A 16,083-nucleotide genomic window follows, 5' to 3' on the forward strand; every position below is an offset into this window, starting at 1 on the left:
CTGTCCCCAGGCCTCCTCCCCAGGCAGTGCCACCCCTCGCGGCGGAAGTAACCTGGCAGGCGTGAAGCTGCTGGGCCGCAAGAAAGACGACAAGCCGACCGCCGACGCGTCGAGCGCCGAGGTGTCGGAGAACACCGCCGAGGGGGCACAGGACACCGCCAGGCCCGCGGGCACCACCCCACCCAAGGGCAGGCCCACGCCCAAGCGCACCCAGGCCGCCCGCAAGCGCGGCCCGGTGGCACCGGCCCCGCTGACGGCCGCCGAAGCGCGTCGCCGCCGCAAGGAGATGCGCAACAAGATGAGCCGTGAGGAGCGCCGCGAGGAGAAGGCGGCGCGCCGCGAGCAGATGAACGAGCGCCGCGAGCGGATGATGGCCGGCGAAGAGGCCTACCTGCTCCCCCGGGACCAGGGACCGGTGCGTCGTTATGTCCGTGACCTGGTGGACGCCCGCCGCAACGTTCTCGGGCTGTTCATGCCGTCGGCGCTCGGCCTGATCTTCGTGATGCTCGCGGTGCCCTCGGTGCAGGTGCAGCGCCTACTGTCCCCCGCGATGCTCGTGCTGGTGCTGATCATGGTGATCGACGGATTCGTCCTCGGCCGCCGGGTCAACCGGCTGGTCGACGAGAAGTTCCCGAACAACACCGAAGGCGGCTGGAAGCTCGGCTTCTACGCGGCCAGCCGCGCCTCGCAGCTGCGTCGCATGCGCGCACCGCGCCCGCAGGTGAACCGCGGCGACAAGGTCACCTGAGCCCGGTGCGCACCCTGGTGCTCGGCGGCATCCGGTCGGGGAAGTCGCAGTGGGCCGAAGCCGCGCTCGCCGAGGAGGCGACCGATGCGCAACCGGTGTGCTACCTGGCCACCGGACCCTCGCCCGCCGATGACCACGAGTGGGCGGCCCGGGTAGCCGCCCACCGATCGCGACGCCGGAATCGGTGGTCCACCGTCGAAACCACGGATGTCGCAAAGCAATTGCGCGCGCACCACGTCGCGACGCTGGTCGACGACATCGGTTCCTGGCTGACCGCGGCGATGGACCGGGCGGGCGCGTGGACCGGCGGCTCGGTCGCCGCGGACGTCGACGACCTGCTCGAGGCCGTCGGCGGGTTCCCCGCTCCGCTGGCGATCGTCAGCCCCGAGGTGGGGCTGACGGTCGTTCCGGTGACGACGGCAGGTCGCCGGTTCGCCGACGAGCTGGGATCGCTCAACCAGCGGCTCGCCGCGGCCTGCGATCGGGTCGTGCTCGTCGTCGCCGGACAGCCGCTGGCCGTGAAGGAGCCGGTGTGACCGACTTCCCCGCCGTCCAGCCACCCGCCGCCGAGGTCGCCGCCGCCGCCCGTGCACGCCAGGACCAACTCGCCAAGCCCGCCGGATCCCTGGGCAGGCTGGAAGAGCTCGCGGTGTGGATCGCGTCATGTCAGGGGGTGTGTCCCCCGCGGCCGCTTGCGCGCCCGCGGGTGGTGGTGTTCGCCGCAGACCACGGCGTCGCCTCGGCAGGGGTTTCGGCCTACCCGCCGGACGTCACCGCGCAGATGGTCGCCGCCTTCGACGCCGGCGGCGCGGCGATCAACGTGCTCGCCGAGGTCGCCGGCGCCACCGTGCGGGTCGTCGACATCGCGGTCGACACCGACGAACCGCACTCCCCGTCGATCGGCGCGCACAAGGTGCGTCGGGGCAGCGGCGACATCACGGTCGAAGACGCGTTGAGCGCCGATGAGGTCACCGCCGCACTCGAGGCCGGCAGGCGCATCGTCGACGACGAGGTCGACTCGGGTGCCGACCTGCTGATCGCCGGTGATATGGGCATCGGAAACACCACCCCGGCAACGACTTTGATCGCGGCGCTCACGGACACCGAGCCGGTCGTGTTGGTCGGGAGAGGCACCGGTGTCGACGACGCGGGTTGGGCGCGCAAGGCCGCCGCGGTCCGCGACGCGCTGTACCGGTGCCGCAACAGCCTCACCGATCCCGTTGCGCTGCTGCGTATCTGCGCCGGGGCCGATCTGGCCGCGATCGCCGGGTTCTGCGCGCAGGCGGCCGTGCGGCGGACGCCGGTGCTGCTCGACGGGCTGGTGGTGACGGCGGCGGCGCTGCTGGCCGAACGCCTGGCACCCGGCGCCCGCCAGTGGTGGCGGGCCGGGCACCTGTCCACCGAACCCGCCCACGAGGTGGCGCTGAACCGGCTGGGACTCGAGCCGATCGTCGATATGCGCATGCGCCTCGGCGAGGGCACCGGGGCAGCGGTCGCACTGCCGATCGTGCGGGCGGCGGTGGCCACGCTGGCGTCGATGGCGACGTTCGACGACGCCGGGATCACGCGTATGCACCGGGAGGACTAGCACGTGATCCGTTCGATCACAGGGGCTTTCGCGTTCGGCACCGTCGCACCGGTTCGGAATGGGGCGGCGGTCGGGCGCGGTGCTTTGACGGCGTTGCCGGTGGCCGGTGCGGCGATCGGCGGCCTGGCGGCGGCCACGGTGTGGGCGGCGTCGTGGGCATTCGGGCCCGGGGCGCTGGCCGGGCTGCTGGCGGTGGCGGTCGTCGTCGCGGTGACGCGTGCGCTGCACATCGACGGTCTCGCCGACACCGCCGACGGTTTGGGCTGTTACGGTCCGCCGCAACGCGCCCTGGAGGTGATGCGCGACGGCTCGGCAGGTCCGTTCGGTGTGGCCGCGGTGGTCTTGGCGATCCTGGCGCAGGCGTTCACGTTCGGCGGGTTGACCGCCCTAGGGCTGGTGGTGGCGCTCATGTGCGGGCGGGTCGCGGCGGTGCTGGCGTGCCGTCGAGGCGTGCCCGCCGCGGCGGGCAGCGCGCTGGGCGCGCGGGTCGCGGGCACCCAGTCCTGGGTCGTCATCGTCGCGTGGAGCGTCGCCGTCGCCGGGCTGGCCGCATTCGCGGGCCCCCGGCCCTGGCAGGGACCACTGGCCGTCGCGGCCGGACTCGCGTGCGGCGCGGCGCTCGTCGCGCACTGCGTGCGGCGCTTCGGCGGGATCACCGGCGACGTGCTCGGCGCCGCGATCGAGGTGGCTACGACGATCACGGCGTTAGGGCTCGCCATCGCCTGAGCCCCGCTCCAAGAAGTCGCCAAGAATCCGCCAAGGACGACGTCGGAGCCTTTCGGTACCCGCGAGGGACCCACCATCGAAAGGAACCGTGACATGTTCGATCTCAGCCGCATCACCGTTGCCGTCGCCGCCACCGTCGGCGCGCTGGGCACCGCCGCGGTCATGACCGCGGCAGCCGCACCGGCCAACACCGTCGACGACACGTTCATCGAGGTCATCAACCAACAGGGCATCAAGCCGCCCTCTGCCGCGGAGGCGATCAGCGTCGCGCATGACGCCTGCTCGGTGATCGACCACGGCGGCGACCTGAGCGCCGCGATCGACGCGGTGTCCGAGGCCACCAAGCTGGACTTCGAGGACTCGGCGTTCTTCGTCGGCGCGTCGATCGCGTCCTACTGCCCCGAGCACGAGAGCCTGATCGGCTGACGGCACGGTGCGGGTGGTCCGGCTCAGCCGAGTCGGGCCATCCAGCCGTGCGTATCGGCGAACGTGCCGCGCTGGATGCCGGTCAACGTGTCGCGCAGCGCCATCGTGATCTCGCCCGGCCCGCCGTCGGCGATGGTGAACTCGCCCTCGGCGTGCTTGACGGTGCCGACCGGGGTGATGACGGCCGCGGTCCCGCACGCGAACACCTCGGTGATCTCGCCCGCGGCCGCCTTCTTCTGCCACTCGTCGACGTCGATCTTGCGTTCCTCGACCGCGAATCCAGCATCGGATGCCAACTGCAACAACGAATCTCGGGTCACACCGGGCAGGATCGAGCCACTCAGCTCCGGGGTGACCAGCCGTGCCGACCCGCCGCTGCCGAAGACAAAGAACAGGTTCATCCCGCCCATCTCCTCGACGTAGCGGCGTTCGGCGGCGTCCAACCACACCACCTGGTCGCAGTCGTTGTCGGCGGCCTGGGCCTGGGCGAGCAGCGAAGCGGCGTAGTTCCCGCCGAACTTGGCGGCGCCGGTCCCGCCCGGGCAGGCCCGCACGTATTCGGTGGACAGCCACACGGAGACGGGTTTGATGCCGCCGGTGAAGTAGGCGCCGGCCGGTGAGGCGATGACCATGTAGCGGTATTCGGTCGCCGGCCGCACACCGAGTCCGGGCTCGGTGGCGAACACGAACGGCCGCAGATACAGCGACTCCTCACCCCCGGCGGGCGGGACCCATTGTTCGTCGACCGCGATGAGCTGGCGCAGCGACTCGATGAAGACATCGTCGGGCAGTTCCGGGATGGCCAGCCGCTGCGCCGACGTCCGCAGTCTGCGCGCGTTGGCCTCCGGCCGGAACGACACGACCGAGCCGTCCGCCCAGCGGTACGCCTTGAGGCCCTCGAAGATCTCCTGCGCATAGTGCAGCACGATCGCCGACGGGTCGAGTTCGATCGGGCCGTAGGGGATCACGCGCGCGTCGTGCCAGCCCAGGCCCTCCCGGTAGTGGATCGAGACCATGTGATCGGTGTGGTAGCGGCCGAATCCGGGCTCGGCCAGGATCGACCCCCGTACCTCGTCGCTCGCCCGGTTCGCGTTGCGCTCAACCGTGAACTCGAGGGGGCCGTCAGTCATGCAGCGATTGTATATCCGCGCGCTACCGGGTTTTTGCCGCGACGAACGGGGGCTTGACCACCTCGCACTCGACCGCGCGACCGCGGACGTCGACCGCGACGCGATCTCCGTCGGCGATGTCGGCCGCGGTGTCGATCAAGGCCAGTCCGATGCCGACTTTCAATGTGGGAGAGAAGGTTCCCGATGTCGTCACCCCCACGGGCCGGTCGCCGTCGAGGACGGTGAGATCGGCCCGCAGCACTCCCCGGCCGACGGCCTTGAGACCGCGCAGCAGCCGGGCCGGGCCGGCCTCCTTCTCGGCCAGCAACGCATCGCGCCCCCAGAACGCGTCCTTGCGCCAGCCGACGGCCCACCCGCAACGGGCCTGCAACGGCGAGAAGTCCGGCGACAGTTCGTGGCCGTGCAGCGGATACCCCATCTCGGTGCGCAGGGTGTCGCGGGCGCCCAGTCCGGCACACTCACCACGTGCGGCCGTGACGGCCTCGAGCAACGCGTCGAAGACCACGCCCGCGCGGTCCCACGGCGGCAGCAGCTCATAGCCGTGCTCGCCGGTGTAACCGGTGCGACAGACCCGCACGGGTACGCCGGCGAACTCGGCGTCGGCGTAGCCCATGTAGTCCATGTCGGTGGGCAGCCCCAACCCGCCGACCGTCTCGGCGGACTTCGGTCCCTGAACCGCGAGCACCGCGTACGACCGGTGTTCGTCGGTGATGGTGAGGCCTGCAGGCGCGCGCTCGCGCAGCGCTTCGACGACCGCGGCGGTGTTGGCGGCGTTGGGCACCAGGAAGATCTCGTCGTCGGAGACGTAGTAGGCGATCAGGTCGTCGATCACTCCGCCGGAGTCGTTGCAGCACAACGTGTATTGCGCCTTGCCGGGGCCGATCCGGCGCAGGTCGTTGGTGAACGCGGAATTGATGTACTCGGCGGCGCCGGGACCGCGCACCAACGCCTTGCCCAGATGGCTGACGTCGAACAGCCCGACGGAGTTGCGCGTCGCGTTGTGCTCGCTGACCGTTCCCGCGTACGAAACGGGCATCAGCCAGCCGCCGAACTCTGCGAAGCTCGCACCCAGTTCGCGGTGGCGGTCTTCCAGCGGGCCCTTCGACACGTCATTCATCTCACCGTGCGTCACGCCGATCCACCCTAATGGGGCCGTGAAGTTGGCACACTTGTGCAGGTGGTCGACCTCGACGCGCTGCAAGCCGCCGGGATCGCCGACGCCCATGCGCGGGCCGGGTTGATCGCCTACCTCGACTCGCTGGGCTTTTCCGCCGAGGACATGGTCGAGGCCGAACGCCGCGGCCGGCTCTTCGGCCTGGCCGGCGACGTCCTGCAGTGGTCTGGACCTCCCACCTACACGCTGCGGGCAGCCGCCGAGCACCTCGGCGTCCCGCTCGCCGACCTCGCCCACGCCTGGCAGGCGCTCGGTCTGCGCGTCGCCGGACCCGACGTGCCCGCGCTGAGCCGCGCCGACGTCGACGCGCTCGCGTCGTGGCAGACGGTCAGCGCGGTGACGGGCCCCGATGCCGCCCTCAACTTCCTGCGGATCGTCGGTGCGTCGATGGCGCGCCTGGCCGAGGCGAGCGGGACGATGATCCGACTCGCGCAGCCGGATCTGCTGATGACGCACACCCATGACGAATTGACCACCGCGCGCGCCTATCGTTCGGTCGCCGCGCTCGTGCCCGGCATCTCGGCGCTGATGGACTCGGTGTGGCGCCACCACATCACCAGCGCCAGGGCGTACTTCGAGGACGTCATCCACGATGCGTCGGCCATGGTGACCTGCGGCGTCGGGTTCGCCGACCTGTCGGGGTTCACGGTGCTGACCCAGCGGCTGAGCCCCACGGAGCTGTCGGATCTGTTGGTCGAGTTCAGCGGCGCGGTGAGCGATGTCGTGCACAGCGACGGCGGCCGGGTGGTCAAGTTCATCGGCGACGAGGTGATGTGGGTGAACTCGGACCCCGAGCAGCTCGTCGAGGTCGCGACCGACCTGGTCGAGTATCCGAGGGCCCGCGAGAGCGGGTTGGGAGTTCGGGCCGGCCTGGGGTACGGGTTAGTGCTCTCGATCGGAGGCGACTACTTCGGTACCCCCGTCAACCTGGCCGCGCGGCTGGTCAGCGCCGCGGCGCCCGGCCAGGTGCTGGCCGCGCGCGATGTGCGCGACGCGCTGCCCGACCAACCCGCGGCTCAGCTGGAACCGTTGACGCTCAAGGGGTTCCAGCATCCGGTCACGGCCTACGACCTGCACGCCAGCTGCTGAAGCTAGGGTTGGGATTCGTGAGCCCTGCAACCTCTGGATACCAGACCCCGACCGTCACCGTCAGCACGTCGCTGCCCAAACGCAAAGCCGACGGCTCGGTGCTGATCGTTCCCGTGGTGAACGGGGACGACGATTCAGCGGCGAAGGTGGTGCCCAGCTCGTTCCTGGACGCCGCGGCGGTCGCCGAGATCGAGTCCGCGCTGGCGGCGCTGGGCGCCAAGGGCGGCAACGAGCAGGTCACGCGCGTCGTGGCACCGTCGCTTCCGGTGGGCAGCGTGCTGGCCGTCGGGCTCGGTAAGTCACGCGACGGCTACCCGGCCGATGTCATCCGCCGCGCGGCGGGCGTGGCGGCCCGCTCGCTCAACGGCACCGAGTCGGTGCTGACGACACTGTCGGGCGTGGACCTGGCGGCCGCGGTCGAGGGCCTGATTCTCGGCGCATACCGGTTCAGCGACTTCCGCAGCGACAAGACCGCACCCAAGGACGCAGGCCTGCGCGAGATCACCGCATTGGCCCCCGACACCAAGTCCGCCACCAAGGAGGCCGCACAACGTGCTGCCGACATCGCGACCGCGGTGGCCACCGCCCGCGATTTCGTCAACACTCCGCCCAGCCACCTGTTCCCCGACGAGTTCGCCCGGCGCGCAAAGGCATTGGGTGAATCGGCCGGGTTGTCGGTCGAGGTCCTCGACGAGAAGGCGTTGGAGAAGGCCGGTTACGGCGGCATCATCGGCGTCGGCAAGGGTTCGTCGCGGCCGCCGAGGCTGGTCCGGCTGACGCACAAGGGCGCCAAGCGCAAGGGCAAGCGTGTCGCGCTGGTCGGCAAGGGCATCACCTTCGACACCGGCGGTATCTCGATCAAACCCGCGGCGAACATGCACCACATGACCTCCGACATGGGCGGCGCGGCGGCCGTCATCGCCACGGTGGTGCTGGCGGCCAAGCAGAAGCTGCCCATCGACGTGATCGCCACGGTGCCGATGGCCGAGAACATGCCGTCGGCGACCGCGCAGCGCCCCGGTGACGTGTTGACGCAATACGGCGGCATCACGGTCGAGGTGCTCAACACCGACGCCGAGGGCAGGCTGATCCTGGCCGACGCGATCGTGCGCGCCGGCGAGGACAAGCCGGACTACCTGATCGAGACGTCGACGTTGACCGGTGCCCAGACCGTCGCGCTCGGCGCCCGCACTCCGGGGGTCATGGGCAGTGACGAGTTCCGCGACCGGGTGGCGCGTCTTTCGCAGGCGGTCGGCGAGAACGCTTGGGCGATGCCGTTGCCCGAGGAACTCAAGGACGATCTGAAGTCGACGGTCGCCGACCTCGCCAACGTCAGCGGTTCGCGCTATGCCGGCATGCTCGTCGCGGGGACTTACCTGCGCGAGTTCGTGCCCGAGGGTGTGCAGTGGGCCCACATCGACATCGCCGGCCCGGCGTACAACACCGGAGGGCCGTGGGGTTACACGGGTAAGGGCGGCACGGGTGTGCCGACGCGGACGATGTTCGCGGTCCTGGAGGACATATCGGCGAGCGGGTAGGCCCCTCCGCCGGAGCGGCGAGCGGGTAGGCCCTTCCGCCGGGACCGACGCTTTGGCGGCTGTCACTCGCGAAAACCCGCCAAAGCGTCGGCTTCGGCGCTAGACGACCTTGCCGCGAGCGGTGCTGCGCATCACCTGCGGCAGAAGGTGTGCGACGCCGTAGACGATGTGGGCCTCCGGGGCGACCGGGCGGATCGGCTTGTTCTTCTTGACCGCCGACACGATCGCGTTCGCCACCTTGTCCGGGCCGTAGCGCCGCCGGGAGAACGCCTTCTCGAGCTGCGCGCGACGGGCTTCGACCTTGTCCCGCTTGGAGTCGGGGATGTCGAACCGGGTGGTGTGCACGATGTTGGTGTCGATTACACCGGGGCACACCGTGGTCAGGCCGACGCCCGCCTGGTCCAATTCCGCGCGCAGGCAGTCGCCGAACATGAACACCGCCGCCTTGCTGGTGGCATAGGCGTTCATCGACTGCTGCGGTGAGTACGCCGCCATCGAGGAGATGTTGACGACGTGCCCACCGAGCCCGCGGTCGACCATCCTGCGCCCAAAAGATCTGCAGCAGTTGACGACTCCACCGAAGTTGATGGACAGCACGCGGTCGTACTCCTCGCGCGGGGTGTCCAGGAACATGCCCGCGTGCCCGACGCCGGCGTTGTTGACCACGATGTCGGGCACCCCGTGTTCTGCGCACACCTTTTCGGCGAACCGTTCGACGGCGTCGGCGTCGGACACGTCGACGGTGTAAGCGTGCGCGATCCCGCCGCGCGCGGCGACCTGCGCCGCGGTCTCCTTCGCGGTGCCCTCGTCGACATCGCTGACCACGATCTCGGCGCCCTCGCGGGCGAATGCCAACGCCGTCGCACGGCCGATACCGCTTCCCGCACCCGTGATGGAAACCAGTGTGTCGCTGAAGTATTCGCGTGGCCTGCCGACCTGCGCGCGCAGCAGTTCACGCGCGGGCGGCTTACCGCCGAGGAAGTCGACGAGCTGCTCGACGGAGCGGGCGATGGCCTGCGGATGCGACATCGGCGACCAGTGCCCGGCGGAGATGTCGCGGCGCCACAGTCGCGCCACCCATCGGGCGGTGTCCTCGTAGACGTGGGGCCGCACGAACGGGTCCCTGGTGTTGACAATGAGCTGCACCGGGACATCGACGTAATGGTCCTTGCGCCCCGGCGCCATCGACCGCAGGTAGTTGGCGCCGTAGACCTTGACGCTCTTGGCGGCATCGGCCTTATAGGTCGCACCGTGGTGCAGTTGCTCATGCGGGATGCCGTCGCGCACCAACAGGAGCTGGCGCACCAGGTTCGCGACGAAGCCACGCACCGCCAGCGGTGCGAGCACCGGGATCGAGAAGAAGCCCATATAGGCGAAGGACAGGAACTGACTCAGTGCGCGCACGAATCGGCGCGGACGCCACGGGCGCACCAGGCTGCTGGTGATGAAGGCGTTGAGGTGGTCGATGCTGGGTCCGGAGATCGAGGTGAACGACGCGACCCGGTCGCCGGCCCCCGGCCGGGCCAGGTATTCCCACATGGCCGCCGAGCCCCAGTCGTGGGCGAGCACGTGCACCGGCTCGCCCGGGCTCACCTCGGCGATGACCGCTTCGAAGTCGTCCGCGTACCGAGACATGTGATAGGCCGAAACCCGTTTGGGCCCAGTCGATTTACCGACGCCGCGGTTGTCGTAGCGCACGATGCGGAACCGGTCGGACAGCAGCGGGACGACGCCGTCCCATAGCACGTGCGAGTCAGGCCACCCGTGCACGAGGACCAGGGTCGGACCCTCAGGATCGCCTTCTTCGTAGACCGCGATCCGCACGTCGTCCGTGCTGTCGACGAACCGCGCAGCGACGTCCCCCATCGCACCTCCCGTGACTTGGCGGAACCGCCGGTACCGTATCAGTGCGTTCGTCAGCGCTCGTCGAGTTCGCGGCGAGCAGCGCGTCGGCGCTCGATGCGACGCTTCTCGTCGTAGTCACGCATCCGCTGCGGGTAGCCGACTTTCTGCACGTCGTAGACCGGGATCTTCAGCCGTTCCGACAGCCGGCGTGCGCCGGCGTCTCCCCCGGCGCGCCGCCGCGTCCATTCCCCGTCGGCGGCGACCAGCACCACGGTGACGTCGGTGACGGTGGTCTTGGGTTCCACGAAAGCTTCCACGCCGGTGTGGGTGGCGACCCACTGCCGGAGATAGTTCAGATCCGCGGCGGGGTCGCCACCCGGACCCACGCCTTTGCGCTTACCGCGCCGAAACCTGTCGAGGACTCCCACTCGCGTCCGCGCTCCCTCCGATCGCCTCTTTCCGATAGTGCCAGAGGAGTGGGTCGGACGGTCTGCGGCGAACTGCGAGTCCGGACGTGACAGGATGGGTATGCAGACAATCACCCAGCACGACTGACGACCGTTCAAGGGAGCGAGGGAGTCAATCAATGGCCATCTCCGTTCAGATGCCCGCACTCGGTGAGAGCGTTACCGAGGGGACTGTCACCCGATGGCTCAAGCAAGAGGGTGACACGGTCGAACAGGATGAGCCTCTGCTCGAAGTCTCCACCGACAAGGTCGACACCGAGATCCCCGCGCCCGCTTCCGGTGTGCTGAAGAAGATCATCGCCCAGGAGGACGACACCGTCGAGGTGGGCGGCGAGTTGGCGGTCATCGGCGATGCCGACGAGGACGGCGACTCCGCAGGCTCCGATGACTCCGAGGACGACGCGTCGGACGGCGACGATGAAGGCTCGGAGGACCAGGAGCAGCCCGCCGAAGAGGAGAAGCCGGCCGAGGAACCGGCCGCGCAGCCCGAGCCCGCCGCCGAAGAGACGGAATCAGAACCCGAGCCCGAGGAGAAGGAGGACAAGCCCGCCGCGAAGTCCTCGGGTGGGGCCTCAGGTAAGTCCACGCCGGTGCTGATGCCCGAACTCGGCGAGTCGGTGACCGAAGGCACCGTGACCCGATGGCTGAAGAAGGTCGGCGACAGCGTGGAAGTCGACGAGCCGCTGCTCGAGGTGTCAACCGACAAGGTCGACACCGAGATTCCCTCGCCCGTGGCGGGCACCTTGATCTCGATCACCGCAGAAGAGGACGACACCGTCGAGGTGGGCGGCGAGCTGGCCAAGATCGGTGATGCCGACGCAGAAGCCGAGGCCGAGCCAGAACCCGAGCCAGAACCCGAGCCCGAGCCCGAACCCGAACCGGAACCCGAGCCCGAGGCCAAGGAAGACAAGAAGCCGGAACCGAAGCAGGAGTCCAAGCCCGAGCCCAAGGAAGACAAGAAGCCCGAGCCCAAACCGGAGCCCAAGCCCGAGCCGCAGCCGGCGAGCGATTCGGGGCCCTACGTCACCCCGTTGGTGCGAAAGCTGGCCGCGGAGAACAACGTTGACCTCGCCAGCGTGAAAGGCACCGGGGTCGGCGGCCGCATCCGTAAGCAGGACGTGCTCGCGGCCGCGGAGGCGGGCAAGGCGCCGGCGGAGTCGACCGACAAGGCGGCCGAGTCTCCGGGCAGGTCGGCTGCGGCGGCGACGGCGTCCGCGGATGCCAACGCGCCGGCCGCTTCGCTCGCACACCTGCGCGGCACCACGCAGAAGGCCACCCGGATCCGGCAGCTGACCGCAAAGAAGACACGCGAATCCCTGCAGGCGACAGCGCAATTGACGCAGACCCACGAGGTCGACATGACCAGGATCGTGTCGCTGCGGGCACGGGCGAAGGCCGGCTTCGCCGAACGCGAGGGCGTGAACCTGACGTACCTGCCGTTCATCGCCGTCGCCGTCATCGACGCGCTCAAGGCGCACCCCAACGTCAACGCCAGCTACAACGAGGAAACCAAGGAGATCACCTACTACGACGCCGAGCACCTCGGGATCGCGGTCGACACCGAGCAGGGTCTGCTTTCGCCGGTGATCAAGAACGCCGGTGATCTGTCGCTGGCCGGGCTGGCCCGCGCGATCGCTGACATCGCCACGCGCGCCCGGTCGGGTGACCTCAAGCCCGACGAACTGTCCGGCGGGACGTTCACCATCACCAACATCGGCAGCCAGGGCGCGCTGTTCGACACGCCGATCCTGGTCCCGCCGCAAGCGGCGATGCTGGGAACCGGGGCGATCGTCAAACGGCCGCGGGTGATCGCCGACGAGTTCGGCAACGAGTCGATCGGTGTGCGCTCGGTGTGTTACCTGCCGCTGACCTACGACCACCGGTTGATCGACGGCGCCGACGCCGGACGCTTCCTGACCACCATCAAGCGTCGCCTCGAAGAAGGCGCATTCGAGGCCGATCTGGGCCTCTAGAACGCCTCTAGAGAATCTCGTGTCCGAACCCGTCATCGCGATCGCGGGATCGTCCGGTCTGATCGGTACGGCTCTGGTCTACGCGTTGCGCGCCACCGACCATCGGGTGCTCCGCATCGTCCGGCGCGCGCCGTCCAACGCCGACGAGGTGTTCTGGAACCCCGACACGGGCGAATTCGACCCCGCGATGCTGGCCGGGGTGGACGCCGTGGTCAACCTGTGCGGGGTGAACGTCGGCGAGAAGCGGTGGTCGGGCGCCTTCAAGCAGAGCCTGCGCGACAGCCGCATCGGACCGACCGAGGTGCTGGCCACCGCGGTCGCCGAGGCCGGTGTGCCGGTGCTGATCAACGCCAGCGCGGTCGGCTACTACGGCGACACCGGATCCCAGATCACCGACGAGACGGCCCCGGCAGGCGACGGGTTCCTCGCCCACCTGTGCGTGGACTGGGAGGCCGCGACCTGGCCCGCCCGGCAGGACGGCGCCCGGGTGGTGCTCGTGCGGTCGGGGCTGGTGCTGGCGCAGGCCGGAGGGATGCTCGGCAGGCTCAAGCCGCTGTTCTCCCTGGGACTGGGCGCTCGGCTGAGCGACGGCCGCCAGTACATGCCGTGGATCAGCCTCGAGGACGAGATCCGCGCGCTGCTGTTCGCGATATCGCGCGACGAGCTGTCCGGTCCGGTGAACCTCACCGGCCCGGCGCCGGTAACCAACGCCGAGTTCACCACCGCGTTGGGCCGCGCGCTCAACCGCCCGACACCGCTGATGGTGCCCGGGTTCGCGCTGCGCGCCGCACTGGGCGAATTCGCCGACGAGGGTCTGCTCGGCGGTCAACGCGCCATCCCCGCCGCACTCGAGCGGGCCGGATTCGTCTTCCACCACAACACCATTGGTGAAGCGTTGGCGTTCGCCACCGCGCACCCGGAGTAGCGTCGTCATCATGACCCAATCGATCCGGTCGGCGACAGTGCCGGTCGAGGTGCGCCGGCTGGGCTCGGTCGACTACGAGAGCGCCTGGCAGCTGCAGCGAGCGATCGCCGACGAGCGCGTCGCGGGCGGCCCGGACACCCTGCTGCTGCTCGAGCACCCGCCGGTGTACACCGCTGGGCGGCGCACACTCGCCACCGAGCGGCCGAACCCCGGCGCCGGCGGCACCCCCGTCATCGACACCGACCGCGGCGGAAAGATCACCTGGCACGGCCCCGGCCAACTCGTCGGCTATCCGATCATCGGCCTGGCCGAACCACTCGACGTGGTCAACTTCGTGCGGCGGCTCGAGGAGTCGCTGATCAAGGTCTGCACCGACCTCGGCGTGCGGACCGGCCGGGTGGAAGGCCGCTCCGGGGTGTGGGTCCCAGCGGACGATTCTGGACCGGCCCGCAAGATCGCCGCAATCGGCATCCGGGTCTCGCGGGCGACCACGCTGCACGGGTTCGCGCTGAACTGCGACTGCGACCTGTCCGCGTTCAGCGCGATCGTGCCGTGCGGAATCTCCGACGCCGGGGTCACTTCGCTGACGGCTGAACTGGGTCGCCGCATCGCCGTCGCGGACATCGCTGACCAGGTGGCCGACGCCGTGTGTGATGCCCTCGACGGGCGGCTGGTAGTAGCGTTGGCGTAGTGACTGTCGCTCGTTCATCCAATGTCGCCGGCCATGCGGCTCCGGAAGGCCGGCGGCTGCTGCGTCTCGAGGTCCGCAACGCCGAGACGCCGATCGAGCGCAAGCCGCCGTGGATCAAGACCCGCGCGCGGATGGGCCCGGAGTACCAGGAGCTCAAGGCGCTGGTGAAGCGCGAGGGCCTGCACACCGTCTGCGAAGAGGCCGGCTGCCCCAACATCTTCGAGTGCTGGGAGGACCGCGAGGCGACGTTCCTGATCGGCGGTGAGCAGTGCACCCGTCGCTGCGATTTCTGCCAGATCGACACCGGCAAGCCCGCCGAACTGGACCGTGACGAACCGCGTCGGGTCGCAGAGAGCGTGCAGGCGATGGGCCTGAAGTACGCGACCGTGACCGGCGTGGCCCGCGACGACCTGCCCGACGGTGGTGCGTGGCTCTACGCCGAGACGGTCCGCGCGATCAAGGCGCTCAATCCCAACACCGGCGTCGAGTTGCTGATCCCCGACTTCAACGGCGACCCGGCCCTGCTGCGGCAGGTGTTCGAGTCCCGCCCAGAAGTGTTGGCGCACAACGTCGAAACGGTTCCGCGGATCTTCAAGCGCATCCGGCCCGCGTTCCGCTACGAGCGAAGCCTCGACGTGCTGACCGCGGCGCGCGACTTCGGGCTGGTGACGAAGTCGAACCTGATCCTGGGGATGGGCGAGACGCCCGATGAGGTGCGGGCGGCGCTGACCGATCTGTACGACGCGGGCTGCCATATCGTCACGATCACCCAGTACCTGCGCCCGTCGGTGCGCCACCACCCGGTGGAGCGCTGGGTGCACCCCGACGAGTTCGTCGAACACGAGCAGTTCGCTCAGCGCCTCGGCTTCGCCGGTGTGTTGGCCGGACCGCTGGTGCGCTCGTCCTACCGTGCCGGTCGGTTGTACGCGCAGGCGAAATCGGCGTCCGTATCCTGAAGCAATGGCGAAAACCCGCAATCCCCAGGCACTGAAGGCCGCCAAGGCCGAAGCCAAGGCGGCTCGTAAGGCGGCGTCGAAACAGCGCCGCAGCCAGTTGTGGCAGGCGTTCCAGCTTCAGCGCAAAGAGGACAAGCGTCTGCTGCCGTACATGATCGGTGCATTCGTGCTGATCGTCGCCGCTTCGGTGGCGTTCGGCATCTTCGCGGGCGGCTTCACCACCTACATGATGATTCCGCTGGGCATCGTGCTCGGCGCCCTGGTCGCGTTCATCATCTTCGGTAGGCGCGCCCAGAAGTCGGTGTACAGCAAGGCGGAGGGCCAGACGGGCGCCGCAGCCTGGGCACTGGACAACATGCGGGGCAAGTGGCGTGTGACGCCGGGTGTCGCGGCGACGGGCCACTTCGACGCGGTGCACCGGGTGATCGGCAGGCCCGGTGTCATCTTCGTCGGCGAGGGGTCGCCGTCGCGTGTGCGGCCGCTGCTGGCGCAGGAGAAGAAGCGCACGGCTCGGCTGGTCGGCGACACCCCGATCTACGACGTCATCATCGGCAACGGCGAGGGCGAGGTGCCGCTGGCCAAACTGGAGCGTCACCTGAACAAGCTGCCCGCCAACATCACCGTCAAGCAGTTGGACGCCCTGGAGTCGCGGCTGGCCGCATTGGGCACCAAGGTCGGACCCGCGGCGATGCCGAAGGGCCCGCTGCCGGCGCAGGCCAAGATGCGCGGAGTGCAGCGTACGGTGCGGCGGCGATGAGCGCTTGCGCGAAGAGCAGACGACGCCGCTGACTTCGGGCGGGTTGCGTC

At 69.5% G+C, this 16,083-nt stretch carries 16 protein-coding genes; 12 read left to right on the forward strand and 4 right to left on the reverse strand.

Going from position 1 to position 16,083, the window contains the following annotated elements:
* The first annotated feature begins 61 nt into the window (after positions 1-61).
* The 5 genes from AU072_RS25910 to AU072_RS25930 all read left to right on the forward strand — a co-directional run bounded on the left by AU072_RS25910 (position 62) and on the right by AU072_RS25930 (position 3,488).
* The gene (locus AU072_RS25910; RefSeq protein WP_064416399.1) at positions 62-748 is read left to right on the forward strand and encodes a DUF3043 domain-containing protein; all 687 of its coding nucleotides are present in this window, start codon (positions 62-64) and stop codon (positions 746-748) included.
* A gap of 5 nt (positions 749-753) precedes the next feature.
* A complete protein-coding gene (locus tag AU072_RS25915) occupies positions 754-1,284 on the forward strand; it encodes a bifunctional adenosylcobinamide kinase/adenosylcobinamide-phosphate guanylyltransferase (RefSeq protein WP_064416400.1) in 531 nt (176 codons plus the stop codon).
* Positions 1,281-2,336 carry a nicotinate-nucleotide--dimethylbenzimidazole phosphoribosyltransferase gene (gene cobT, locus AU072_RS25920; RefSeq protein ID WP_064416401.1) on the forward strand — a complete coding sequence of 352 codons (1,056 nt, stop codon included), beginning with the start codon at positions 1,281-1,283 and terminating at the stop codon, positions 2,334-2,336. The genes AU072_RS25915 and cobT overlap by 4 nt, the downstream gene beginning before the upstream one ends.
* Before the next feature lie 3 nt (positions 2,337-2,339).
* Complete coding sequence (locus AU072_RS25925) at positions 2,340-3,062, forward strand: adenosylcobinamide-GDP ribazoletransferase (protein WP_064416402.1); 723 nt, start codon at positions 2,340-2,342, stop codon at positions 3,060-3,062.
* 93 nt (positions 3,063-3,155) lie between these two features.
* A complete protein-coding gene (locus AU072_RS25930; RefSeq protein ID WP_064416403.1) occupies positions 3,156-3,488 on the forward strand; it encodes a DUF732 domain-containing protein in 333 nt (110 codons plus the stop codon).
* A 23-nt stretch (positions 3,489-3,511) separates the two neighbouring features.
* Here the strand turns inward: AU072_RS25930 and AU072_RS25935 are convergent, their stop codons facing one another.
* Together AU072_RS25935 and gcvT are read right to left on the reverse strand one after the other, a co-directional pair.
* Positions 3,512-4,618 carry a branched-chain amino acid aminotransferase gene (locus tag AU072_RS25935; RefSeq protein ID WP_064416404.1) on the reverse strand — a complete coding sequence of 369 codons (1,107 nt, stop codon included), beginning with the start codon at positions 4,616-4,618 and terminating at the stop codon, positions 3,512-3,514.
* Between the two features lie 22 nt (positions 4,619-4,640).
* Positions 4,641-5,735, reverse strand: a complete 1,095-nt coding sequence (gene gcvT / locus AU072_RS25940) for a glycine cleavage system aminomethyltransferase GcvT (protein WP_064416488.1) — start codon at positions 5,733-5,735, stop codon at positions 4,641-4,643.
* Between the two features lie 60 nt (positions 5,736-5,795).
* On the opposite strand from gcvT, the gene AU072_RS25945 reads away from it, so the two are divergent.
* Positions 5,796-6,881, forward strand: coding sequence for an adenylate/guanylate cyclase domain-containing protein (locus tag AU072_RS25945; protein ID WP_064416489.1), 1,086 nt, complete (start codon positions 5,796-5,798; stop codon positions 6,879-6,881).
* Positions 6,882-6,898: 17 nt separating this feature from the next.
* Positions 6,899-8,419: a leucyl aminopeptidase gene (locus AU072_RS25950; RefSeq protein WP_064416490.1), complete on the forward strand. Its 1,521-nt coding sequence runs from the start codon at positions 6,899-6,901 to the stop codon at positions 8,417-8,419.
* Between the two features lie 99 nt (positions 8,420-8,518).
* Here AU072_RS25950 and AU072_RS25955 read toward each other — a convergent pair whose 3' ends face one another.
* Positions 8,519-10,285 carry an SDR family oxidoreductase gene (locus AU072_RS25955; RefSeq protein ID WP_064416405.1) on the reverse strand — a complete coding sequence of 589 codons (1,767 nt, stop codon included), beginning with the start codon at positions 10,283-10,285 and terminating at the stop codon, positions 8,519-8,521.
* A 50-nt stretch (positions 10,286-10,335) separates the two neighbouring features.
* Positions 10,336-10,692 (reverse strand): hypothetical protein, encoded by a 357-nt coding sequence (locus AU072_RS25960; RefSeq protein ID WP_064416406.1) that lies wholly within the window; start codon positions 10,690-10,692, stop codon positions 10,336-10,338.
* A 158-nt stretch (positions 10,693-10,850) separates the two neighbouring features.
* Between AU072_RS25960 and sucB the strand changes: the two genes are divergently transcribed.
* The 5 genes from sucB to AU072_RS25985 are packed head-to-tail and all read left to right on the forward strand — an operon-like array spanning position 10,851 to position 16,033.
* Positions 10,851-12,704 (forward strand): 2-oxoglutarate dehydrogenase, E2 component, dihydrolipoamide succinyltransferase, encoded by a 1,854-nt coding sequence (gene sucB, locus AU072_RS25965; RefSeq protein WP_064416407.1) that lies wholly within the window; start codon positions 10,851-10,853, stop codon positions 12,702-12,704.
* Positions 12,705-12,723: 19 nt separating this feature from the next.
* Positions 12,724-13,629, forward strand: coding sequence for a TIGR01777 family oxidoreductase (locus AU072_RS25970; protein ID WP_064416408.1), 906 nt, complete (start codon positions 12,724-12,726; stop codon positions 13,627-13,629).
* Positions 13,630-13,639: 10 nt separating this feature from the next.
* Positions 13,640-14,320 carry a lipoyl(octanoyl) transferase LipB gene (gene lipB, locus AU072_RS25975; RefSeq protein ID WP_064416409.1) on the forward strand — a complete coding sequence of 227 codons (681 nt, stop codon included), beginning with the start codon at positions 13,640-13,642 and terminating at the stop codon, positions 14,318-14,320.
* The gene (gene lipA / locus AU072_RS25980) at positions 14,320-15,276 is read left to right on the forward strand and encodes a lipoyl synthase (RefSeq protein ID WP_064416410.1); all 957 of its coding nucleotides are present in this window, start codon (positions 14,320-14,322) and stop codon (positions 15,274-15,276) included. The genes lipB and lipA overlap by 1 nt, the downstream gene beginning before the upstream one ends.
* Positions 15,277-15,280: 4 nt before the next feature.
* A complete protein-coding gene (locus AU072_RS25985; protein WP_064416411.1) occupies positions 15,281-16,033 on the forward strand; it encodes a DUF4191 domain-containing protein in 753 nt (250 codons plus the stop codon).
* Positions 16,034-16,083 lie beyond the last annotated feature (50 nt).

The organism is Mycolicibacterium novocastrense (assembly GCF_001499835.1).
Lineage (GTDB): Bacteria > Actinomycetota > Actinomycetes > Mycobacteriales > Mycobacteriaceae > Mycobacterium > Mycobacterium novocastrense.

Coding starts and splice junctions, on each gene's coding strand:
- AU072_RS25930 (WP_064416403.1), top strand. CDS start 3,156: ATGTTCGATCTCAGCCGCATCACCGTTGCCGTCGCCGCCACCGTCGGC.
- AU072_RS25935 (WP_064416404.1), bottom strand. CDS start 4,618: ATGACTGACGGCCCCCTCGAGTTCACGGTTGAGCGCAACGCGAACCGG.
- gcvT (WP_064416488.1), bottom strand. CDS start 5,735: ATGAATGACGTGTCGAAGGGCCCGCTGGAAGACCGCCACCGCGAACTG.
- AU072_RS25955 (WP_064416405.1), bottom strand. CDS start 10,285: ATGGGGGACGTCGCTGCGCGGTTCGTCGACAGCACGGACGACGTGCGG.
- sucB (WP_064416407.1), top strand. CDS start 10,851: ATGGCCATCTCCGTTCAGATGCCCGCACTCGGTGAGAGCGTTACCGAG.
- lipB (WP_064416409.1), top strand. CDS start 13,640: ATGACCCAATCGATCCGGTCGGCGACAGTGCCGGTCGAGGTGCGCCGG.
- AU072_RS25985 (WP_064416411.1), top strand. CDS start 15,281: ATGGCGAAAACCCGCAATCCCCAGGCACTGAAGGCCGCCAAGGCCGAA.